Raw genomic sequence first — 23,157 nt, forward strand, 5'->3', positions numbered from 1 at the left:
AAGATCGGCGGCGAACGAGTCTCCGCCCGAGCGTCGGGCTAGTGGTGGCGGCGGGCGAGGTGGGCGGTGATCTCGGCGTTGATTTCCACGGTTTCGGGGAGGATCTGGAGGATTCGGCGGAAGACCAGGTCTCGGTCGGCGGGCGGGAGCATCACGTACGCCGAGATCGTCGAGAGTTGTCCGATGTAGTCGTGGGCACTCATCGTCAGGTGCCGTTCGATCACCGACTGCCGGACATCGGTGAACCAGTCGGACTGCTCGAGCTCCGTGCCGGGCCATTGCATCGGGCGATCCGACGGCGTGCCGTCGGGCGACGGCACGCCGTCGGTCTCCAGATACGGCGCACGTGCCGCGCGCGCGGCCTCCTTGAGGGCCGGATCGGCCAGCTCCACCGGTCCACCGAACGAGGCGAACACGCCACCCGGTCGGACGAGTGTGGCCATGCGGGCCCACCGGCCTTCAGGGTTGGTCCAATGGAGCGCGGCAGCCGAATACACCAGCTCGTACGACGAATCTGTCGGCAGATCCTCGAATGCGGCTTGCACGGTGGTGACGTTGGCCGGCTGGTGTTTGCGCAGTTCCGCGAGCATGGCCGCGTCAGGATCTGTCGCCGTGACCGCGATCCCTCCCTGCGCGAACAGGCGCGTTGCCTTGCCTGTCCCGGCGCCGATCTCGAGGGCGGTCCGGATCGGCCCACCGGCGTACGCCGTCACCAGATCGAGGAGTTCCACGGGATACCCAGGCCGGAACCGTTCGTACGCCTCCGCCACCGCCCCGAAGCTCAACGCACGCACAACCATGCCGGCATCCTGGCACCTTCCACGCCCCAGCGCTTGCCATTTTCCCCCGCCGACGTTCAGTAGAGCTCAGCGGCTCGTTTGGGCTCGAAGAAATTCGACGACGCGATCCATGATCTCGGCGCTGCTCCACATCTGCGGGGTGTCCGACAGCTCGCCGTGTCCGCCGCCCTTGAGGACATAGCGAGTGCTGTCCACCCCGGCGGCTCGCAGTGCCTGGTGCAGGCGAGCCGTCTGGGCCGGCGCGATGATCCGGTCGTCATCGCCGTGCAGGATCAGGAAGGGCGGGGTCTGCGCGGTGACACGGTTGGCCGGATCGGCTTCGCGCATCTCTTCGGGATGATCGGCCGCTGCTCGACCGGGGCCCAGAATGTACGCCGGAATCGCGGACTTGGGACCCGTATAAGCAGCCACGGTCGGCGCGTCGAATCCGGCGGCGACTTCGGTGAGGTTGGACGCGCCGAAGAAGTCGACCGCGGCGCTGATCTTGTTGTCCGGCTCGGTCGCGGCCATGGACGCCATGTAGCCGCCGGCCGATTCGCCCCAGACCGCGACCCGGTCCGGGTCGACGCCGTACTCACTGGCGTGGCCCCGCAGGAACTGCAGCGCGGTGGCCACGTCAATGAGCCCGTCACGGTAGGTCGCGCCGACGCTGGTGGTGCGGTAGTCGATGCTGGCGACCACGAACTCGGCGTCCGCGACGTACCGGCGCTGTTTGGCCGCCATCATCCGGCGCGCGGACACGAATCCACCACCGGGCAGATAGAGCACCAGCGGGTGTGGACCCGGTCCTTGGGGGGTCAGGATGTCCATGCGCAGCTTCGGCGAGTGGTCGGCGTACGCAAGGCCCTTGTAGGAGCGGCTGTTGCGGCTCGGGCTGATCTTGGCCGCGGGATCCGGCGCGATGACGATGCTGTCCGGATCGTCGTCGGGAGCGGCCACGCTCGACATCCGGATCGGCTTCCCGCTCAGCGCCGCCAGGGCTTTGATGAGCTGCATGGTGAGGTTCACGTCAGCATCCTCCGACGAACTGGCCGCCCCGAACCGTCTCCGCGATGGAAACAAGGTAACTCGACGATCGCTCCGTTGCCGGTCAGTGCGCGGAGTGGCCGCCGTCGGCGTTGAGGATGTGGCCGCCCGCGGTGATGCGGACACGCTCGAGGTCGTCTCAGCCGAAGGTGAAGGCGAACACCTCGGCCCCGCCGTCCAGGAAGGTGATCTTGAAGGTGCGCTCGTCGATGGGCCCGTGCTGGCGGATCAGCTGATGCAGGCGCTGCTCCGTCAGCGTCCCGCGGCCGTCGGCATCGACATCGAGACCGTGGTCCTCGCCCGGGGGCCGGTCGTCGAGCGTGACCTGGAAGCGGACCTCGGTGCCGCGGACCGCAGGTCCCATCACCAGGTGGAGGTCACGCGCGCGGAACCTGTCGACGAGATAGCCGTGCGGCGTGTTCAGGCGCGCGGCCTGTTCACCGACGGTCCACTCACCCGCCAGCGCCCACTGGTTCAACGACAGCTTCGACGGGATCGAGTACGACGCGTCACGCCCCGACCGCAGTCCGCCGGGTGAGGCGAAGTACTCGGACCGCTCGGAGCCGGTGTAGTTCTCCGGCGACCCGAGCGAGTTCCAGTCGGCCTGCGCCTCGAATCCGGCCGCGGACACGGCGACGAGGTCGGAGCCGGCCTCCACTCCCGCGTCGGTCAGCAACTCCTGGATGACGGCCTCCGACTGCTCGTAGTCACCTTCACCGAAGTGATGGTGGCGGATCGCGCCCTCCGCGTCGACGAAGTACAGCGCCGGCCAGTAGTGGTTGTCGAAGGCGCGCCAGATCGCGTAGTCGCTGTCGACCGCGACCGGATACCCGACGTTCAGGTCTCGCACGGCTCGTACGACGTTCTCCGCGTCCTGCTCGAACCCGAACTCCGGCGTGTGCACCCCGATCACCGTCAGCTCGGCGTACTTCTCGGACCACGCCCGCACGTACGGAAGCTGACGCAGCCAGTTGATGCAGGTGTAGGTCCAGAAGCTGACCAGCACCGGTCTCCCCCGCAGACCCTCGGTGGTCAACGGCGCCGAATTCAGCCAGCCGGTGGCGCCCGTCAGCGCAGGCATCCGGCCCTCGAACGATCGTGATGTCATGATGTGTCCTCGACCTCGGAGCCCGGTCCCTGGCTCCGGATACGCGGCCAGGGACTCTCACTGGTGCGAGGTAGGCCCGCAAGCGCGATTGTAGGTGCGTACCAATCACAACGCGGAGGGGTCACACTCTGATGGGCGACGAACTGCAGGGCCAGACGGTCGTGGTGATCGGCGGTAGCGCCGGCATCGGCCTGGAGACCGCGCGACAGGCTCGAGCCGCCGGAGCCGCGGTCATCCTGACCGGCCGCGACCCAGAGCGGTTGAAAGCCGCGGCGGCCGAGGTGGGCGCAACCGGTGTCGTGTCCTTCGATGCCAACGACTCGCGCGAGCTGGAGAGCTTCTTCGCCGGTCTGGGCGGCCCGATCGACCATGTGATGGCCACCGCCGGCGGCCCGTACTACGCCGCCCTCGCGGACATCGACTTCGACGAAGCCAGGCGCGCGCTGCAGGAACACCCGATGCTGATGGTCGGCGTGGCTCGGTTCGCGAAGGTCCGTCCCGGCGGCAGCCTGACCTTCATGGGCGGCACCGGCGGACGCCGGCCGGATCGCGGGATCGGCATCACCTCGGCGATGACCGTGGCGTTGCCGGCCCTGGCCGCCAGTCTGGCTCTCGAGGTCGCACCGGTCCGCCTCAACCTGATCGCGGCGGGCTTCGTCGACACCCCGTTGTCGGCCTCGCTGCTCGGTGACCAGCTCGAAGAGCGCCGTACCGAGCTGCGGACCACACTGCCCATCGGTCGCGTCGTCCAGCCGGACGACGTCGCCGCCCTCGCCGTGCACCTGATGACGAACACCGCCCTGACCGGGGCGACGTACGACATCGACGGCGGTCAAAGCCTCCTCCGGTGAAAGGCGTCCAATGCGATCCGACATCATCCCCGGGAGCACCTTCCCGGACTACGAGCTGCCCGACCACACCGACGTACCGCGCAAGCTCAGTGAGCTGCAGGGCGACGATCCGCTGATCCTCACGCTGGCCCGCGGGCACTACTGCCCGAAGGAACACCAGCAGCACCGCGAGCTCGCCGAGTTCTACCCGAAGATCGCCGTCGCCTACACGCAGGTGGTCACGATCGCCACCGACGAGCACCACACGCTGCAGGAGTTCCGGGCCGCGGTCGGGGCGCAGTGGCCGTTCCTGTCCGATCCCGGCCGGATCGTCCAGCAGGATCTGGACATCCGGGAGTACACCGACCCGGAGAACAACCCGATGATCCCGCACACCCTCGTGCTCAAGCCGGGTCTCGTCGTGCACAGCATCTACAACGGCTACTGGTTCTGGGGCCGGCCGTCGGTGCACGACCTCTGGCGTGACCTGCGCGAGGCGAGCCGCGAGATCCGCCCGGACTGGGACCTCAGCAAGCCCGGTCTCCGCGAGGCCTGGAACGCGGGCGATCTGTCGGCGTTCCACGGCTGGGAGACGAAGCCCGCCGACTCCTAGGAGAAGCCTTCCTTCAGGCGCTTCGGGGTACGACGGTGTAGCCGCGGCCCCGGATCGCCTCGAAGCTCTGCTCGCGGATCTCGGCCGTCGGGAACGCCGCGACCACCCGCTTGGTCTCAAGTCTAGAAAGCCGTCCCGCGGCTCGTGGTCCACCGCGTGTCCCGGACAAGTGGTTGACTGTGCCGATGGATGCTCAGTACGGACCGCACCGGTTCTCAGGTGGCGGTGAAGAGACCGATGCCTTTCGTGGTCAGGATTTCCGGGTCGCGGACCTGCGCGGCGCGCGTTTCACCGACTGCGACCTGTCCGGGGTCAAGGTCGTCGACGGCTGCCTGGTGGACGTCGACATCTCCGGGTACGTCGAGCGGCTCGTCGTCAACGGCATCGACGTGACCGAGTACGTCGACGCCGAACTCGATCGCCGCCACCCGGAGCGCGTGCAGCTCCGCGAGATCCGGGACGCCGACGGGTTCCGCGCGATGTGGGACACCGTCGAGCGGCTCTGGTCGGAGGCGATCGCCCGCGCCGAACGCCTGCCCGAGCCCGCCCGGCGCGAGCGCGTCGACGGCGAGTGGTCGTTCGTCGAGACCCTGCGCCATCTCGTCTTCATCACGGACGCCTGGTTCAGTCGCACCGTCCTCGACCAGGAGCGGCCCTACCATCCGCTCGGCGTCGCGCAATCCTGGTACGCCGACAAGGACGCCGTTGCCCTCGGCATCGACCTTGACGCGGCGCCGTCGTACGCCGAAGTCCTCAGCCTGTATGCCGATCGGGCGGAGCTGGTACGCCGGACGCTCGCCGGCCTCACCGACGGCGACCTCGGCCGGGAGTGCGTGCGCACCCCGGCGCCCGGGTACCCCGAAGAACCTCGGGCGGTCGCCGAATGCCTCGCGGTCCTGATGGACGAGGCCATCGAGCACTACCGCTTCGCGGACCGCGATCTGGCCGTCCTCGAAGCCCGCTGAGCCCGGCCGACACGGCGCAGCGGCAGGCTGTTTTGCGTCCGGGGGGTCGGGGTGCATCATTATGGCTGGGTTCGCTCCAGAAGGTGGGTGCGCCCATGTCTGCGACCCCTGGGAGTCACCATGTCCTTGGATCAGTCGTCGGCCGAAACCTTCGGCCAATTCGCCCTTGACCTGCACGACCTCGAGGGGGTCGAAGAGACCGTCGAAGCGGTGGTGCAGTTCGCCCGCCAGGCGGTCCGGTGCAAGCACGCGTCTGTCGTGCTCGTCGCGCAAAAGCGGCGGCTGGAGCTGATGGCGCTCACCGACCCGAAGCTTGCCGACCTCTACCAGCAGCAGATCGAGGCCGGCAGCGGGCCACTCCTGACCTCCATCGATCAGGAGAACGTGCTGGTGATCCCCGACACAGCAGCCGAGACCCGCTGGTCGCCGGGCTGGGTCGAGGAGGTCACGAGCGCGGGGATCCGGTCCGCGATGCACGTGCCGCTGATGCTGGCCGGGCACGCCCAGGCAGTGCTCAGTCTCTACAGCGACCAGCCGGACGCGTTCGACACCGACGACGTCGCGATCGCCCACATCCTGGCCCAGCACGCTTCGGTCGCGATCGCCTCCGCCCGCCACGACGCCTCCATGGCCCAGGCCATCGACGCCCGCAGGCTCGTCGGACAGGCGATGGGGATCCTGATGGAACGGTACGACCTCGACGGCGACCGCGCCTTCGAGGTGCTCAAGCGCTACTCCCAGGACACCAACCGCAAACTCCGCGACGTTGCGCAGGAACTGGTCGATACCCGCAAACTCCCGCGCTGAGCCCGAATACTCCGGCTCCGACCGGGCACCGGAGGTTCAGGACGACCCGAGCTCTCGGGGGTTTGAGCCGTTCAGGGCCCCGGTGTTGAAGCCAAACAGCACCGGGGTCCATTTTCACGACCGCTGCGGGATCGGAGCTGCGTACGGCGCGTCCGGAAGGCCCAGGTTCCGCCAGACGAACCGCGGGATGCGGGCCAGGAAGCCATGCAGGAAGAGTGAACTGTGGGCGATCGCCGGCTGGCTGTGCACACCCGGCGAGAACCACGCCCAGTCGTCCGCAATCCGGAACGACGCCGGTGGGTTCGCCATCAGGTACTCCATCTGGCGTGGATGGATGACGTCGTACGCGAACTTGGTGTCCTGCGCGGTGACCGCGAACTGATCGTTGAACGCCTCACTCTCGAAGCTGATCCCGCGGCCGAACCCGCGCCGCGCGACCTGGATCCACGGCATCCGGGCCGGCAACTGGAACCCGAGGACCGGCTCACTGTGGTTCTCGACCACGGTCCGGGTCTGACTTCGGCCCTCGCTGTCGGTGTAGCTCTCCGTCCGGGTGGCCTTCCAATGGTGCGTGAAAGCGACGAACGGCGGTCCGTCACCGTCGCGACCCCGGACCACGTCGCTGGTGCGGTGATCGTGGCCCGACCGCGTGACCGGGGCGAACTGCAGCAGGCTGTCGTCGACGTCGATCCAGTACCAGTCCGGGTGCTGGTAGAACGTCAGCCGTGGCGGCCGCTCCGGCTGGATCCAGCCGTCCAAGGGCGCAGCGTCGATCGCTGCGGCGGCCGCGGCGAGCTGCTCAAGCCAGGGACCGAGGCGATCGATGTCCTTGCGCGGCGGGTCGAGCACCACCAGTTGGTCACCATCGACGCTCAAGTTCACCCCCGGCTGGCCCGCTGCCATCGCACTCAGCTGCGCACACAGCTGCGGGGTCAACGCCGCTGCGGCGAACGCCGGGTCCAGCGCACCGATCTGCCAGCCCGGTCCGAGCTGCGCCGGGGACGGTACGCCGGTCGCCAAGACGCCGTACCGCGGCTGCGTCTCACCACCGGTGATCCACAGCTCCGGCAGCCGGCGGGAGAGGCCGACCATCCCGACCCAGCCCGACCAGTGCTCGGAGCTGTACTCGATCACCTGGAACGGCCGGCCACCGCTGGTCAGCCCGGTGATCTGATCGTCCGGCCGCCGCCGGAACCCGATGCCGAACGGCGGATTCCCCAGCCTGCCCACCGCGTCGAACGTCGGGCTGTTCACGAACGTCCAGCCCCGGTCCCGCACCGACCGGATGTACTGCTGCCGGCGTACGAGCGCGACGATCCCCCAAACCACCCCCGCCGCCACCAGCAGCACAACGATCAGCCCGACAATCCCCAGCCCACTGGCCATGCCCACCTCCTTCCGGAGAAAGCTATCGGCTGAGGGGGTTCGGAAGCGGCTGGGCGTGGATGATGTGGAGGCGGCTGACGGCTCGGGTGAGGATGACGTAGAGGCGGTGCAGGCCGCGGGGTTCGGCGGCGACGATCTGGGCTGGTTCGGCGACGATGACGGCGTCGAACTCGAGACCCTTCGCCAGGGTGGCGGGGACGCAGACCAGTCTGGTGGTGTCCATCTCGTCCTCGGTCTCACCGAGGAGAGCCGGCTCCAGGCCGGCGGCGGCGAGGGCGTCGCGGAGGTGGGAGATCTGGTCGTCGGCTGCGATCAGCGCCACCGAACCTTCGCCGGCGAGGGCGGTCTTGCACGCGGCAACGAGCTCGTCGGCGAAGGAGTGCTCGTCGGTCTCGACGATGGCCAGCGCATCGGCGACGGTCCGGACGCCGCTCGGGATGCCGAGCGTGGGAGCGATCTGTGGGAGGAGCTTGGCCGCGAAGTCGATGATCTGGGCCGGGACGCGGAAGCCCCGGTCGAGTTCGGCGACCACGGCGTCCGACTTGTCGAGATGACCGAGGACCCGGTCCCACGAACCGGCGGCCCACGCGGTGGTTGCCTGCGCCAAGTCCCCCAGAACCGTCGCCGAGCCGGTGCGGCATCGCCGGCCGAGCGCACGCAACTGCATCGCCGACAAGTCCTGTGCCTCGTCCAGCACGAGATGGCCGAGCGAGCCCGTACGGCGCTCGATCAGGTCCTCGAGTTCGTCGAGCAGCACGGTGTCGGCGAACGACCACTTCGCCGACTTCCACGAACGCGGCGGCTTGGGCCACAGCAACGCCGTACGCTCGTCCTCCGTCAGCAGGTCGCCAGCCACCCGCGCGAGGAAGTCGGCATCGGACAGCAGCCGGTGCAGCACCTGCTCGGGTGCGACGCGCGGCCACACCGCGTCGATCAGTTCCTTCACGGGCTTCGATCGGGCCACCGCGTTCTGCACGCGGTCGTCCGGCGACTCGGCACGCTGCTCCATCCGGACCAGGACGACGTGCGCGATCCGCTGCGCGAGCGCGTTCCGCCCCGGCGCGTACCTGGTCGACTCGCGTAGGTCGGACACGATGTCGACCACCTCGTAGTCGTGCACCCGATAGCGCCGGGATCCCTTGCTGTAAAGGATTCCCTCGGTCGGCGTACCGACGTACGACCACAGCGCCCGGTGCAGCACGTCGGCCATCCGGGCGTCACCCTTGACCCGCTCGGCCTCCACTGCGTCCACCGCCGCGGCCGGCCGGCTGATCAGCTCCTCGATGATGATCTGCCGTACGTCGACCTCGCCGAGCGCGGGCAGGACCTTGCGGATGTACGAGAGGAACGAGCGGTTCGGCCCGACGATCACGACACCGCCGCGACTCAGCCGCTCCCGTTCGGTGTAGAGCAGATACGCCACGCGGTGCAGGCCGACGGCCGTCTTCCCCGTGCCGGGCGCACCCTGCACGCAGACGGACGGATGCAGTGCCGCGCGGACCAGGTCGTCCTGCTCCGGCTGGATCGTGGCGACGATGTCGCGCATCGGCCCGGTGCGCGGCCGCTCGATCTCGGCGCGCAGGAACGCGTCGGCCTGATCGGTCTCGACCGCCCCGATCAGCGGCTCGTCCTCGAAGCCGGTCAGCTCCGCGTGATCGGAGAAGCCGTAGCGGCGGCGCATCAGGACCCGCTGCCGGTCGCTGCGGGTCGCCCGGTAGAACGGCACCGAGACCGGCGCCCGCCAGTCGATGACCAGCGGTACGCCGCTGCCGTCGTGTACGTGCCGGCGACCGATGTAGATCTGGTCCAGGTCCTCGATCGTCCCGGCCTCGTAGTCGATGCGGCCGAAGAACAACGGCACGTCGGGGAGGTCGAGCAGGGCCTGCGTGCGCATCTTCTTGGCCCGCTCGTTGGCCTCGTTGGTGAAGCGCTCGTCGTTGTCCTCGCCGCCGATCAGCGGGACGTCGCGGGCCTCCACCTCCTGGTACATCCGGGCGAGCGCGGCGCGGGCCGTGGTGAGGAACGCGCGTTCGGTGTCGAGTTCTGGTTCGGCCATCGGAGAGAGCCTCGAATCGTGGAGAGCTTCGGATGGGGACGATCAGCAGGGTCCCGCCCCGGAGCACAACCATCCGGTTCGATTCGATCCCGAAAAGACAGGTCGAGGACGCTACCAGCGGCCCCGGCAGTCCGCCACCGAATATCCAGCCGATGGGCGGAATGCCACGCACGGGCCGCTCTGCGACCGTCAGGTGGTGGCGGGCTTCGGGCGTGACCAGGTCCATGACGTTGGTCTGATCGCCGCACGGCTGGGCAGCGGCCCCGCCCACCGTTTCCTCGATGCAGATCTGCCTCGACCGGGTCACCGACGCGGGTCAGAGAACGCAGTCAGAGAGCGCAGTCGGGGATTGGCGTCCGAGGGTTGGAGGCGCCTTCCGAGGTACGGTCCGCGACCGCACAGCGACCCTGCGGTTCACCTATTGTCCGGCCGCACGCCGAACGTGTCGTCGTCCGAATAGTCTGTGTGCCGGTCTCCCAGGTCATCGATCAGACGCTGCCCTGGACCGTCGGCCTGATCGGTCTGGCGACGGTGATCTCGTTCGCCGTCGGCATCCTGCTCGGCCGGGCCGCCGGCTGGCGACGCGGTTGTTGCGGGGAGCGCGCTCGACATGAGCCCGTGGTGCCGACGCTTGATTCAGAACGCCGCCAAGCCCAGCACTTACGCCGCCGTCGAAGTGGAGGCGGTCGAGGTGGCGGCAGACGCGCCAGTGGTCGCGGCAGTGGCAGTGGGGGTCGCCGCGAGGGCGCCAGGGGGCGTTGTGGAAGCGCCCCAGGGGCCTGAGAGGCTGCGCTCGGGTCCCGGCTGATCGTCAGCAGAGTTGTGCTGGTCGGCGTCCAGCTCGAGGTCGCCCCAGGGGTCGAACGTGCCGCCGGAGCGCGTGGCGAACTCGCCGCTGCCATCAACTGTCGGGGGCGGCTTCACTGGATCGCCCCAGACGTCGAGGCCTGTGGCGGCAGGGGCTTTGCCGGTTGGCTCTTTGGGTACGCCGGAAGGGCGGCCGCCGGAGCCTTCACCCCACGGATCGACCTCGGTGGCGGGTGGGCGCTGCTTGGCGCGCACGGGTCGTTCGTCGGGGGTGTCGCCCCAGGGGTTGAGGCGTGCGGTTTCGTCGGCGGTGATCCAGGGTGGGTCGGTGTCGCGTGGCCAGGCGTGGGTGACGGGGCCGCCCGCGGCTGCGCCGGTCGTGGGTGCGTGACCGGTGGTGGCGTCGGTTGTGGGTGGGTGACCGGTGGTTGGGTTGGTTGTGGGTGCGCAGCCGGTGGGTGCGCAGCCGGTGGTTGGGTTGGTCGTGGGTGTGCGACCGGTAGTTGGGTCGGTTGTGGGTGCGTGACCGGTAGTTGGGTCGGTCGTGGGTGCGCGGCCGGTGGTGGCGCTGGTTGTGGGTGTGGCCGGGGGTGGGTGGGGTGTGGTGGTTGGTGGCCGGTATCTGTCGCGGGGGACGGGGCCGGGGGTGGCCCAGGCGGGGCGGGCGACCTCGACGATGCCGTTGGTGATCTGGATGGTCCAGTGCCCGGCGTGCAGGTCGCGGTGACACCGTTTGCAGAGCAGGGCGAGGTTGGTGATCTTGGTTTCGCCGCCGTCGATCCACGACTTCACATGGTGGGCGTCGCAGTAGATGGGTGGGGCGCCGCAGCACACACACCCTTTGTCGCGGGTGATGAGGGCTTTGCGGATCGGGCCGGTGGCGAGCCGCACGGTGGTGCCGACGTCGAGTGGCTGGGAGTCCGAGCCGAGCACGATCGGGAGGATGTGGGCGTCGCAGGCCAGTCGGCGGATGGTGGCCGCCGACAGGGCGTCGCCGTAGATCAGGTGGCCGAGTTTGTCGGCGGTGGCGGCCTTGAGGTCGTTGTAGTCGATGGTGACGGTGATGTGTGGCTTCGAGCCGTGCCCGGCAGCGGCCCCGCGCCCTTGACGGTTGCCCGCGCTGCCCGCGCTGCCCGCGCTGCCCGCGCTGCCCGCGCTGCCCGCGCTGCCGGCGCTGTCCGCGCTGTCGGCGCTGTCGGCGCTGTCGGCGCTGTCGGCGCTGTCGGCGCTGTCGGCGCTGTCGGTGGTGGTGGTCGCTGCGGGCGCGGTGTCGGCGGTGTCCGTGGGCGCACTGGCGCTCGCAGAGGCGGCTGTGGCGGTGTCTGCGGGCGCGGCGGCGCGTGTGGTGGCGGCCGTGGTGGTGGTGGTGGCGACTGTGCCCGCTGTGGGGTTTGTGGTGGTGAGGAGGGTGGTGAGGGCGTCGGCTTGGCGTTTGGTGCGGGGGCGGGGGTCGGGGGCGCCGTCGATGGTTTTGTGGGGTTTGGCGTGGGTGTGGATGAGGGTGCGGAACAGTTCGGCGTTGTCGTTGGCCAGGTAGCCGGTGAACGCGACGCCGTTGGCGGCGTTCTTCAGGGTGAGCGACTCGCGGTCGTAGGCTTTTTGTTCGGCGGGTTCGGGGCCGTCGGTGTCGAGGCGGTCGCGGACGAGGCGGCCGGCTTTGCGCAGGTCGAGGGGGCCGTGGGTGCGGCCGAGTTCGACCAGTTGCTGTTCGGCGACCCGCAGGTCGTCGGCCGGGACGGTGGCCGGGACCTTGTCCAGCGCGGACACGATCGCCTCGGCCTGCGCCGGGTGCAACAACACCCCCACCCGCGCCGCATCGTGCTCGCCGTCGCTGCCATTCCTGCCGCCCGCGTCGCTGCCGCCCGCGTCGCTGCCGCCCGCGTCGCTGCCGCCCGCGTCGCTGCCGCCCGCGTCGCTGCCGCCCGCGTCGCTGCCGCCCGCGTCGCTGCCGCCCGCGTCGCTGCCGCCCGCGTCGCTGCCGCCCGCGTCGCTGCCGCCCGCGTCGCTGCCGCTCGCGTCGTCGGTCAGGTCGTCGTCGCTGGCACCGGTAGCGGTCGTTGGGTCGTCTGGCAGCGGGTTGGGGTCGGGGAGGGCGGCGGCGACGGCGGGGTACTTGTCGAGGGTGGTGGCGAGGTGGACGTCGCGGCGGGCCTTGGTGGGGTCGATGCGGTAGCGGAAGGTGAGTAGCCGGGCGGTGGTGCCGGCGCCGAGTTCGTGGGCGTGGCCGGTGGTGTCGAGGCCGGCGATGAGGTGCAGGGCGAGGGTTTCCAGGCGGGCGATCTCGGCGTAGGTGGCGTCGAGAGTGGACAGCATGTCGCTGCCGCTCATCGACCACACCGGTCGCTGTCCGAGAATCTCCATACACAAACTGTAGGCGGCGCCCCCGACAGTTTTCAAACCCGGAAGCCCTTGTTTTCAAGGGATTCCATTCACAAGAGACTATCCACAGCGGTCCGGGACTGTGCACAGCCTCGCGCGTGAGGCGGGCCGCTCTCGTACTGCCCGAATATCAGAACGATTGCCGCTAGCAACCACCTCGACTGCGCGCGACGGCCCGGCCGGGTGGTTGACATCATGTTTCGGCCTTCGTTGTCGAGGTCCTGTGGACTCGCTGCACCTCGCGGTCGTTCAAGCTGCGTTGTGTCCAAGGCCTTGCGGAGACACGTTGGAGTCCACCGGGCACCGCGACGTCGTTGCCACCTTGCACGACGCGAATCGGCCCGTGCACGCGTAACTCCGTACGGCGTCATCTGGTCAACCGCAGGTCAGTCGACTCCAGGCGGGAGGTGGCGCGGCTCAACCGGAGCTGGTCCGCAACCAGTCCGGGATGTACTCGTCGTCCCGCGGGAACTCAGCGAGGTCGGCGGCGTAGATGCCCGCGTCGACAGCGAGCGACCAGGCAGGTTCATGGTCGTAGTCGAAGTCGGTTGTGAACCGCCCGTCCGCGCTGACGCCGACGTGCGCGGTCAGCCACGCGCCCTTGCCCGGCTGGTACATCTGTCGCCGCAGGGCCTCGAAGAGGTCCTCGAGCCCGTCGGGCAGCGGGTCGAGCTGCGTCGGCTCACCACCCGGGCCGACCAGGGTCGCATCCAGTTCGGCGTACGGCGCTGTGGCCCGGTAGACCGCGCTCACTTCACGCCATCCGGCGGGCAGCCCGGCGGTCAACGCACGGGCGATCGCGTCGATGGTGCCGATCTCGCTCATTCTCGTCCCCGGGCCGGCGGCGGTTTGGTCTCCTTGAAGATACGCCGTGGCGATCGCCGGCCCTCGTGCCGGTCGACGACGGTCCGGGCCGACGGGCGGCGCGACGTACCGTTCGGGTGCCGGACGTCGATGGCGGCGTGCACCTGGATGCCGGCCGCCCGCAGCGCCTGCCAGGTCTCCTCCATCCGGCGCCAGTTGTCGCTGCCCTTCACCGCGCGGTTCTGCGTCCGCGACTGCGCGGTGAGATTGATCGCCTCGCCGGGGCCGTCGAACACCGTCGCGAACAGATGACCACCATCGTCGGTGCGCTCGCGGTCGGGCTCGCCGGCCTCGCGCTGCGCGTCCAGGTCGCGACGCTCGTCGTTCTGCTCCGACGGCAGCCAGCCGAGCCACCCTTCGGCATGGGTGACCCGGCCGGCCTTGTCCGTCGCGTACAGGTAGCGGTCGTCGACCACGTAGACCGACGACGGCTCCGGTGCGGACAGGTTGTCGTTCCAGTGATCCGCCCGTCCCGACTTCTCCTTGCGGACGGGCAGACCGGCGTACCGCTCCGGCACTTGCACCACATCGCCGGGGCCGTACCCGACCGCCCGGACGTCGGCCGGATCGGCAGGTTGCTCGATCCGGCCCGACGCCCGGCGCGATCGGTCCGTCATACCTTGATCAGCCGTCGTTCTCCGCGGACGGGATGACGGCACCCGGCACGTCGGCCGGAGCGACGATCTTGTCCTCGCCCGGGTACGGCGTGGACCAGTCGTGCGCCTGGTACCAGTCGAAGTGGTTCATCTGCGCCGGGTTGGCGAAGTCGGCCTTCGCGTTCGGACCGGTGGTCCGCTGCTGGGCCAGCCACGTCTCCCACTGCGCGGCGACCGCCTGCTGGTCAGCCGGGACCGTTGCCTTCGGCACCGGCGCGGCGTTCGGGTTCTGCGCCGCGGGGACATCCGCGCCACAGGGCGGCAGCGTGGCCAGACCCGCCGTCAGCGACGTCCGGTTGGGAACGGCGTTGAACGGAGTGAAGTTGGGCTGCTGCGTGAACGCGCCGAACATCGGGGTGGCCGCGGTGTCCTTCTGGTTCATCGGCTTCATCCCGAGGATCTGCTCGATCGTGCGGATCGTCGTGATCTGCGTGTAGTAGTGGCTGTCGACGACGCCGTGCTGGGCGTACGGGCTGATGATCTGGATCGGCGCCCGGTGGCCGTCGATGTGATCGAGACCGGCCTGGGAGTCGTCCTCGAGGATGAAGATCGCCGAGTCCTTCCAGTACTGGCTGTGCGAGATCTCGTCCACGATCCGGCCGGCGGCGAGATCGTTGTCAGCCACCCCGGCCGGGCCGCTGTTCGGGCCGCCGGTGTGGTCGTTGGACAGCCAGAACATGTTGAGGTTGGCCGGTCCGTTCTTCTCGAAGTCCTTCTTCCAGATCTCGGTCTTGTAGATGTCCGGGACATTCAGATCGAATTGCGGGAAGCCCTGCACCGACACGTCGTTCAGCGACGGGATCGCCGAACCGACCTTGATCGGGTAGGCGGTGTCCTGACCGGTCGCCTGCATGTTCTTGGTGTCGCAGTACAGGTTCTGCCAGGTCGCGCCGGCCGGCTTCTGCTCGATCGACTGGAACTCGCCGAAGTCCTTGACGGTCTTGCCGGCCGCCTGCGCACCGGTCCAGATGAAGCCGCTCTTCTGGTGGCCGAGCGCGTCGTTCTCGGTGTCGTAGCTACGCAGGTACTCACCGGCCGAGGACTCGGTGTACTCCGGGTTGTCGGCCTGCATCAGCCAGTTGTGACCCTCGGCGGAGTTCGTGCCGATGTCGTAGGTGTTGTCGTACAGGCCGAACTGCTTGGCCATCGCGTGCTGGTTCGGCGTCACGTTCTCGCCGTACTGCGTCAGCGCAGGGTCGCCGTTGCCCTCCGGGATGTCGCCGTACACCTGGTCGTAGGTCCGGTTCTCCTTGACGATCAGGAACACGTGCTTGATCGTCGATGGGTCGCCGAGTCGCAGCGGGACCGGCACCGCGGCCGCGCCCGTGGCGTCGGCCGTCGCGGCCGAGCCCTTGTCCCAGCCGTTCTGCTGGAAGACCTGCGCCGTGAGGCCGTGGATCGCCTGGTCGTTCGGCAGCGTGAACTGGGTCAGGCTGGACGTGGTGTCGTGCGTGCTGTGACCGGCGGCGGTCGTCGTACGGCGGGCGTCCACACCGCGGGTGTTGGACACCACGATCTTGGTGCCGACGGTCGCGATCTCTGCCGGGAAGTAGTCCGTCGGGACCAGGCCGACGTAGCTGACCGGCTCCAGCGGGTTCTTGTACTTGTAGACCGCGACCGCGTTCGCGCGGCCGAGCGTCACCAGCAGGTGACCGTCGTCGGTGAGCGTCACACCGTTCGGCTCGTAGCCGACCGAGGCCTCCGGCCACGGCTGGGTGGCGATGGTCTGGACGACCTTGTCGCTCGTGGTGTCGATGACGGACACGTTGTTGGTGGCCGTGTTCGTGACGAACAGGGCACCGTTCTTGGCGTACAGCGCGGTCGGGTGCAGACCGACGTCGATGCTCGACGCGGCGGCGGCCGGGTTCGCCAGGTCGATGACGCTGACCGTACCGGTCGTGGTGGCCGCGGTTACCTGGGAGGCCACCACCTGGGTGCCGTACGAGTTGATCGTCGGGTCACCCGGCTTGGCCGGGCGGCCGCCCTCGTTGCTCACGTACAGCTTGTTGCCGACCACAACCATGTCACGCGGGGCGTTGCCGACGGCCCAGCTCTGCTTGACGGTGCCGGTCGCCGTGTCGATCGCGACCACGCGGTTCTGGCCGTTCACCGCGGAGTACACCGTGGAGCTGTCGGCCGAGAACACAGCCTCGCCGACCAGCGCGCGCTTCGCGCCGTCCGCGGCGATCGTGACGAACGTCGGGTTGGCCAGCGAACCGTCCTGGTTCACCGTGAACCTGCGGTAGCCGTCGGCCTGCCCGAGCCACAGTTGCGACCCGTCGGGCGAGTACGTCGGGCCCTCCTGGCCGATGTCGTTCCCGGGGATCCTCAGGTCGGCGGCGGCGTTGTTGCCGACGTACTGCTGAACCTTCCAGTTCTTCAGGTCGATGATCGCGAGCGCCATCCCGCCGTCGGTCACGGAGGCAGCCATGTGGCTGCCGTCCGCGCTGACCGTGGACGACATGATCTTGCCCTTCTGGAGGACCAGACGATCGCCGAGCGGCTTGATGTACTGGTCGCTCGAGATCACCTCGCCCTTGTCGGTGACCTGGCCGACCTGGTCGTAGCCGAATTGGTGGGTGGCGGCGACTGCAGTGCCGGCTAGGGCCACGGCGACAGCGGTCGTCCCGGCTGTCACGAGTGGTATCCGGCGGCGAAGAAGGGTGGTGAGGCCCTTCTCGTCACGCCGGCGGCGGCGTGTTACCTGCATGGGGTTTATCCCTTCGGGGTGGACGGAAGCAGTTCGATGTTGGCGTCGAACTGCCAGAGCGGATTCGGTTCGTCGCCTGCCGGGGTCCGGACCAGGAAGAAGCCGTTGACTTCTTTCGGTCCGTCCCCGTCGGCGACGTACCGTCCGAGCGGGTTGATGTCGAGTTGGTAGATGGCCGAACCGGCCGCTTCGACACCAGGGATGTGCCAGCTCACGACGCAACGCCAGTCGTTGCCGGCACCGACGGCGGCGACCTGGTCGCCGCCCTTGGTGCAGGCGGCCGAGGTCTGGAGTTGCGCCTCGGTGACGTCGGGCCGGTTGAGCTGCTTGGTCTGCAGGCGATAGAGGTGCGCGAACGACGTGGCGACCGACCGCTGCACCTTGTCCTGGTCGATCCCGGAGCCGACCCCGGCCACCGGGGCCAGCACCCCGGCGGTGAGGCCGAACAGTACGACGAGCGGCAGCAGGCCGGCGGTGATCGCCAGCCGGCCGGATCCGTCGTGGGCCGGGTTGGTGAAGTCGCGCCGGACGAAGAGGAAGTAGGCCAGGGCGGTCGCGACGACGACCCACACCAGACTGACCGCGATGCCGATCAGCAGCGGTCCGCGTTGTGCCGGGCTGGTGAACAGCCCGTTCCAGCTGATGAAGGCGTAGCCGGGCAGTGCGTAGCGGATCGCGACGGGGACCGGGAGCTGCTGAACGATCTGCATCGCCAGGGCGACCACGGCCGGCAGCAGCAGGCCCATCGGCGACCGGCCCAGCGCGACGGACCCGAGCAGGCCGATCGCGGCGAGAGCCAGCGTCGGGGCGAGTGCGCAGGCCCAGGCGAGCAGGACCCTTCCGGCCGCGTCGCCTGGTGACAGCAGGTGGCCGTCGAGGCCGTTCAGGGATCGGTTGCCGACGACCACGAGTCCACTGATCGTGCTCGAACACACCATCCCGATCACAAGCACCACGATCACGGTGAGGCTGGACAGCGCCTTCGACACGAAGATCCGTCGCGGCGATCGCACCGCGACCAGGAGATGGCGCCAGGTGCCGAGCCGGTCCTCGGAGGCGAACACGTCACCGGCGATCAGCGAGGTCAGCAGCGGGAGCGCCCAGGATCCCGAGAAGCCGAGGATCACCAGCGGTCCCGCCCACCCGGTCGCATGCATCCAGCGGCCGAACAGGGTGTCGACCGGGAGCGCGGCCTGCTGGCTGATCACCGCGACGAAGAGCGCCGGCGCGAGCCAGCACGCGACGATCAGCAGGCGCACGCGCCACTGCGAGAGCAGCTTGACCAACTCGAAGCGGTAGGCGCGCGAGACCGAGACGCTGCGGGCGACGGGCGCCGCAGTTTCCTTGGTGGCCTCGGCGACGGTGGCGGTCATCGGTCCGACTCCTGCTGTTCGGTGAGATCGAGGAACGCGGCTTCGAGTGGCGACACGACCGGTGCGAGCTCGCGCACCGCGACCCCGGAGTGCACGAGCCCTTTGACGAGCTCGTCCAGGGCAGCCACCGAGGCGGACACCACCAGCATGTCGGCGCCTTGCCGTACGCCGCTGTCGTCGACGACCCGGATCCCGGCCGTCTCACCGGCCAGCCGGTGGGTGGCGTCAGAGTCGGAGGTGACGAGCCGGTAGTCGAGCTCCCGGCCCTCGGTGGCCAGCTTCGTCATCGGGCCGGAGAAGACGACTCGTCCGGTGGCCAGGATCGTGACGTCCGAGCACAGTGCCTCGACGTCGTCCATCCGGTGACTCGACAGCACCACGGCAGTTCCGTCGGCGGCGAGCCGGGTGAGGACGCCGTACACGTGCTTCTTGCCGGCGGGGTCGAGGCCGTTGGACGGTTCGTCGAGCACGAGCAAGCGCGGCTTGGTGAGAAGCGCAGCGGCGAGGCCGAGGCGCTGACGCATGCCGAGGGAGAAGCCACGGACCCTGTCGTCGGCGACGTCGGTCAGCCCGACCTGGTCGAGTGCGTCGCCGATGCCCATCGTCGGTGCGTCGCCGCGGAGAGCGGCCAGGGCGGCGAGGTTCTGCTTGGCCGTCAGCGAGGGGTAGAGACCAGGACCGTCGACGAAACCCGCGACGCCCTCGGGGACGGCGAGCGCCCGGCCGACCGGCGTACCGAGGATCTCCAAGCTGCCGCTGTCGGCGACGGCCAGTCCCAGCAAGAGACCGAGCAACGTCGTCTTGCCCGCACCGTTCGGCCCGACCAATCCGTGGAGCTGTCCCTGCGCCACGTCCAGATCGATGCCGTCGAGGGCGACCACCTCACCGAAGCACTTGACGATTCCGCGAGCCCGCACTGCAGGGGGTGTGTCCATGGTTCCCTTCTCGGTGTTACTGACGGAGAAACATTAGAAAGGAATACAACGTCGGGCAGGAACCGGCGGTTGAACGATCGAAGAACGGGAGACGTCCGCTGTTCATCACGCTCTCAGCCGGCTCTCAGAAGTTCCCCGGCGAGGTACATCAGGCGTCGCCGCGAAACTTCCCTTCGATGGAATACCCATCAAGCGTAAGTTTCAACCCATGCCGGAGTGGCGTTTTATCGGTAGGCGCGAGCCTGGAGTTCGAAGAGCTCGGCGTACCGGCCGCCGTGGGTCAGGAGGTCTTCGTGGGTGCCGACCTCCTCGACGCGACCGTTGTGCATGACAACGATCAGGTCGGCCATCCGGACGGTCGAGAACCGATGGGACACCAGCACGGTGATCCCTCCCGTCTCGGTGGCCGCTATCCGGGCGGCAGCGGCGTACTGCTCGTAGAGCCGGTGCTCGGCCTCGGGGTCCAGTGCCGCGGTCGGCTCGTCGAGGAGCAGCAGGAGAGGGCGTTCGCGCATGAAGGCCCGGGCCAGAGCCAGCCGCTGCCACTGGCCGCCGGACAGTTCGACGCCGTCGGTGAACTTCTTGCCCAGTTGCGTATCGAGCCCGCGTGGCAGTCCGGCGATCAGCGACTCCGCGTCACCTCGCGCGATCGCAGCCCGGATGGCGGCCTCGTCGTCCGCCCGCTCGACATCGCCGATCCCGACGACCAGACCCGCCGTCAGCTCGAACTTCACGAAGTCCTGGAAGCCCGCCGAGAGCTGTGACCGCCACGCGTCCGGCGAGATCGTCGCCAGGTCGACGCCGTCGACCAGGATGCGTCCGGTGGTCGGGTCGTACATCCGCGCGAGCAACTTGACCAGCGTCGTCTTGCCGGCGCCGTTCTCCCCCACCAGCGCGACGGCCGATCCCGCGGGCACGGTGAGATCGATCGCGCTCAGTACGGCGGAATCCGAGCCAGGATAGGAGAATCCGACGTTCCGCAATTCGATGCCGGACCTCAGGCGGGCCGGCGCCGGCGTGACGCTCTGCTGCCACGAATTCTCTTTCGCGTACTCGCGCAACCAGTCGTACCGGCTGAAGCTCCGGACCACCTCGCCGACCCAGTACACGTTCTGCGCGATGCCGCCGGTCATCTGATCCACCTGCGGCGCCAGCAACAGCACGAGGACGACGTCGCCCGCCGTCTGCAGGCCGTCCCTCGCCCGGGCGATGATCCACACGACGGCCGCGGCGTACGCGAGACCGAAGGCCAGCCGCACCACCCCGTCGACCTTTCCGCCCCAGCGCGCCGCGGCGACCCGGCGCTGGAACCGCTCCGTCTGGAGCGCGAAGATCTTGTCCAGCAAGACCTTCCCGAGCCCGAACACACGCAGCTCCAGCCCTGTCCGTGGGTCCTTCGCCACCTCGATCAGCCGGTCCACCAAGCGCTCCTGCGGCAGTGAGTCCTCCCAGGCCTTCTGCTGTCGCGTGCTGCTCAGGTACGCCGACCAGATCCGCGTCGCACCGAGCAACGGCAGCACGAGCAGCAACGGCTGCACCGAGCCGAGCAGGGTGAGCACGGTCGCCGTGTTCGTCACCGTCGCGAACGCCCACAGCAGCACCTCGGCGCCTACGCCCATCCGCCACGCGCGCTCGCGGACCAACTCCAGCCGGTCGGCCACGTCGGGTCGCTCGTGATGCGACAACCCTGGAACACCCGTCGTCACGTCCAGCAGGTCGGCGTGGACGCGACCCGCCATCCGTTCCTGCGCGGTGTCCTGCAACGGCCAGCCCACCACGTCTGCCACGAACGAGACCGCGAGACCGCCGATGATGATGCCGATGCCCAGAGCGATCGTGCTCGACTGGTCCGCCGCGATCCCGTCGACGAGCCGGCTGACGCCGTACGTCTGCAAGGGCGCCGTGATCGCCCGCGCCGCGACGAGCACAGTCGACATCGCCATCAGCCCCGGCGCAGCCCGGAAGGACGTGGCGAGCCACAGCCAGAGGATCCGCAGGCTACGCATCGACGGCCTCGCTCTCCGGGTCTTCCGGCGCGGTCACGTACCGCTCGGCCTGCAGCCGGAACATGGCGGCGTACGTCCCGCCGTGCTCGAGCAGTTGCTCGTGCGTGCCGTCTTCGACGATCCGCCCGTCGGCCAGCACGCAGATCCGGTGCGCGTTGCGAACCACCGAGAACCGGTGGGAGATGATCAAGGACGCCACTCCGGACGTGAGCTCGAGATACCGCTCGACCAGCTCGGCCTCGGCCCGGACGTCGAGCGCCGCCGCCGGCTCGTCCAGCACGAGCACCCCGGCCCCCGCATGTACGGCGAACAGCGCCCGAGCCAGCGCGATCCGTTGCCACTCCCCGCCGGACAGGTCGACACCGCCGTCGAAGGTCTTGTCGAGCACGGTGTCCCAGCCGGCCGGCAGTCCGCGCACGACCTCGTCGATGCCCGACTCGCGGGCGACCTTGGCGAGGGTGATGTCGTCACCGGCCCGCTCGACCGCGCCGAACACGACGTTGTCCGTCACCGACAACGGGAACCGCAGGAAGTCCTGCACGATCGCGGCGATGCGCCGCTGCCAGGCGGTCAGGTCGAGGTCCGCGAGGTCCACGCCGTCCACTGTGATCCGGCCGGTGGTCGGCCGGTACGCGCCACCGAGCAGCTTCACCAGCGTGGACTTGCCGGCACCGTTGACGCCGACGAGCGCGAGCGCCTCGTGCGCATGGATGGTGAGGTCGAGGTCGCGCAGTACGTCCACGTCCGAGCCGGGATGACGGAAGCTCACGTTCTCGAAACGGATCTCCCGCGCCGGCATGGTCTCGACGCGATGGCTGCTGACCGCGGCCGGCTCGGGGTGGCGGTCGGCGATCGTGCCGGGCAGATCCTTCATCGCCCGGTACGCCGACAACCCGCGCCGCACCTGGACGACGCCGTACCCGTTGCTGGACACCCCGATGGCGAGGATCGCCGGGACAGTCGTCGCGACCTGGGTCAGGGGGAGGTCGCCGTCGAGTGCGGCCCGGCCGACCAGCAGGATCGCGAGCCCGTTCGCCGCCAGGTGCAGACCGCCGGTCAGGACCGACCACTTCACGTTCTTGCCGCGCCGGTCCCAGACCGCGCGGAAGCCCGCGGTCCACTCGCGGACGTAGCGTTGGACCAGCCAATCATGCAGTCCGAAGACGCGGAGCTCCTTGGGCGCATCGCGCATGCCGAGGTCGAACAGGTAGTTCGCCCGCCGCTGCTCCTCGGTGTTGCCCCACCACACGTCGATCTCGCGCTCGATCAGGCGGCCGCCGTACCACTCCAGCAGGGCGGTCACCGCGACGAGCATCCCGGCGACCCACCAGGAGAACATCACGCCGACGATGACCGCGGAACCGACCAGGGTCACGCGGCTGGCCATCAGCCAGGGCAGATTCGCCAGACCCTGCGCGAGATGGAAACCGCCCTTGCCCTTGGCCCGATCCTGAACGTCCAGCACCTCCGAGTCCTCGAGGTGCGTGACCCGGCGCGGACGGAGCAGCGGCTCGGTGATGCCGGTGCCGATCTCCCGGACGAGCGCCGCGTCCATGATCAGCGAGGCCACCCGGTGGATCGCGGGCGTCAGGCTGTCCAGGACGAAGACCGTCAGCAGCGCCCCGAGCAGCCAGCTGAACTCTGTCATCGACATCGCTCCCGGGGCGTCGTCGATCACACCTGGAACAGCCCCGACCACCTGACCGGTGAGCAGCGTGACCCCCATGCCCAGGACAGAGCCGAGGACAGCCAGACCCATCGTCAGAGCGGTGCTCCCAGGTGCCACCCGCAAGGCGTACCGCAGCAGAGTCAGCACCCAACCGACCGTAACGGCGA

General features: G+C 69.1%; 17 protein-coding genes. 4 read left to right on the top strand and 13 right to left on the bottom strand.

The window, feature by feature from the left end; all coding sequences use genetic code 11:
- Positions 1 to 38 precede the first annotated feature (38 nt).
- The 3 genes from OG558_RS36905 to OG558_RS36915 form a co-directional block, all read right to left on the bottom strand.
- A complete protein-coding gene (locus OG558_RS36905) occupies positions 39 to 800 on the bottom strand; it encodes a class I SAM-dependent methyltransferase (RefSeq protein WP_405067142.1) in 762 nt (253 codons plus the stop codon).
- Between the two features lie 66 nt (positions 801 to 866).
- A complete protein-coding gene (locus tag OG558_RS36910; RefSeq protein WP_405067143.1) occupies positions 867 to 1,808 on the bottom strand; it encodes a prolyl oligopeptidase family serine peptidase in 942 nt (313 codons plus the stop codon).
- A 157-nt stretch (positions 1,809 to 1,965) separates the two neighbouring features.
- Complete coding sequence (locus OG558_RS36915; protein WP_405067144.1) at positions 1,966 to 2,934, bottom strand: redoxin domain-containing protein; 969 nt, start codon at positions 2,932 to 2,934, stop codon at positions 1,966 to 1,968.
- A gap of 131 nt (positions 2,935 to 3,065) precedes the next feature.
- On the opposite strand from OG558_RS36915, the gene OG558_RS36920 reads away from it, so the two are divergent.
- The 4 genes from OG558_RS36920 to OG558_RS36935 all read left to right on the top strand — a co-directional run bounded on the left by OG558_RS36920 (position 3,066) and on the right by OG558_RS36935 (position 6,149).
- Positions 3,066 to 3,785, top strand: a complete 720-nt coding sequence (locus OG558_RS36920; RefSeq protein ID WP_405067145.1) for an SDR family oxidoreductase — start codon at positions 3,066 to 3,068, stop codon at positions 3,783 to 3,785.
- 10 nt (positions 3,786 to 3,795) lie between these two features.
- The gene (locus OG558_RS36925) at positions 3,796 to 4,377 is read left to right on the top strand and encodes a redoxin domain-containing protein (RefSeq protein WP_405067146.1); all 582 of its coding nucleotides are present in this window, start codon (positions 3,796 to 3,798) and stop codon (positions 4,375 to 4,377) included.
- A gap of 185 nt (positions 4,378 to 4,562) precedes the next feature.
- Positions 4,563 to 5,342 carry a DinB family protein gene (locus OG558_RS36930; protein ID WP_405067147.1) on the top strand — a complete coding sequence of 260 codons (780 nt, stop codon included), beginning with the start codon at positions 4,563 to 4,565 and terminating at the stop codon, positions 5,340 to 5,342.
- Positions 5,343 to 5,462: 120 nt separating this feature from the next.
- Entirely contained in the window at positions 5,463 to 6,149 is a 687-nt protein-coding gene (locus OG558_RS36935; RefSeq protein ID WP_405067148.1) for a GAF and ANTAR domain-containing protein, read from the top strand.
- A 114-nt stretch (positions 6,150 to 6,263) separates the two neighbouring features.
- On the opposite strand, the gene OG558_RS36940 is transcribed toward OG558_RS36935, so the two are convergent.
- From OG558_RS36940 to OG558_RS36985, 10 genes are all read right to left on the bottom strand, one after another.
- Entirely contained in the window at positions 6,264 to 7,535 is a 1,272-nt protein-coding gene (locus tag OG558_RS36940) for a hypothetical protein (protein WP_405067149.1), read from the bottom strand.
- Positions 7,536 to 7,557: 22 nt separating this feature from the next.
- The gene (locus OG558_RS36945) at positions 7,558 to 9,591 is read right to left on the bottom strand and encodes a HelD family protein (protein ID WP_405067150.1); all 2,034 of its coding nucleotides are present in this window, start codon (positions 9,589 to 9,591) and stop codon (positions 7,558 to 7,560) included.
- Positions 9,592 to 10,251: 660 nt separating this feature from the next.
- Positions 10,252 to 12,759, bottom strand: coding sequence for a DUF222 domain-containing protein (locus OG558_RS36950; protein WP_405067151.1), 2,508 nt, complete (start codon positions 12,757 to 12,759; stop codon positions 10,252 to 10,254).
- 435 nt (positions 12,760 to 13,194) lie between these two features.
- Entirely contained in the window at positions 13,195 to 13,602 is a 408-nt protein-coding gene (locus tag OG558_RS36955) for a hypothetical protein (protein ID WP_405067152.1), read from the bottom strand.
- On the bottom strand, positions 13,599 to 14,258 hold the full coding sequence (locus tag OG558_RS36960; RefSeq protein ID WP_405067153.1) for a DNA/RNA non-specific endonuclease: 660 nt from the start codon (positions 14,256 to 14,258) through the stop codon (positions 13,599 to 13,601). Before OG558_RS36960 ends, OG558_RS36955 begins: the two co-directional genes overlap by 4 nt.
- A gap of 7 nt (positions 14,259 to 14,265) precedes the next feature.
- A complete protein-coding gene (locus tag OG558_RS36965; protein ID WP_405067154.1) occupies positions 14,266 to 17,007 on the bottom strand; it encodes a bifunctional YncE family protein/alkaline phosphatase family protein in 2,742 nt (913 codons plus the stop codon).
- A 5-nt stretch (positions 17,008 to 17,012) separates the two neighbouring features.
- Complete coding sequence (locus tag OG558_RS36970; RefSeq protein ID WP_405067155.1) at positions 17,013 to 18,380, bottom strand: ABC transporter permease; 1,368 nt, start codon at positions 18,378 to 18,380, stop codon at positions 17,013 to 17,015.
- Positions 18,377 to 19,315 (bottom strand): ABC transporter ATP-binding protein, encoded by a 939-nt coding sequence (locus OG558_RS36975; RefSeq protein ID WP_405067157.1) that lies wholly within the window; start codon positions 19,313 to 19,315, stop codon positions 18,377 to 18,379. The genes OG558_RS36970 and OG558_RS36975 overlap by 4 nt, the downstream gene beginning before the upstream one ends.
- Positions 19,316 to 19,539: 224 nt before the next feature.
- The gene (locus OG558_RS36980; RefSeq protein WP_405067158.1) at positions 19,540 to 21,321 is read right to left on the bottom strand and encodes an ABC transporter ATP-binding protein; all 1,782 of its coding nucleotides are present in this window, start codon (positions 21,319 to 21,321) and stop codon (positions 19,540 to 19,542) included.
- Positions 21,314 to 23,137: an ABC transporter ATP-binding protein gene (locus OG558_RS36985; protein ID WP_405067159.1), complete on the bottom strand. Its 1,824-nt coding sequence runs from the start codon at positions 23,135 to 23,137 to the stop codon at positions 21,314 to 21,316. Before OG558_RS36985 ends, OG558_RS36980 begins: the two co-directional genes overlap by 8 nt.
- Positions 23,138 to 23,157: the final 20 nt, after the last annotated feature.

The sequence above is a fragment of the Kribbella sp. NBC_01510 genome (assembly GCF_045040325.1).
Lineage (GTDB): Bacteria > Actinomycetota > Actinomycetes > Propionibacteriales > Kribbellaceae > Kribbella.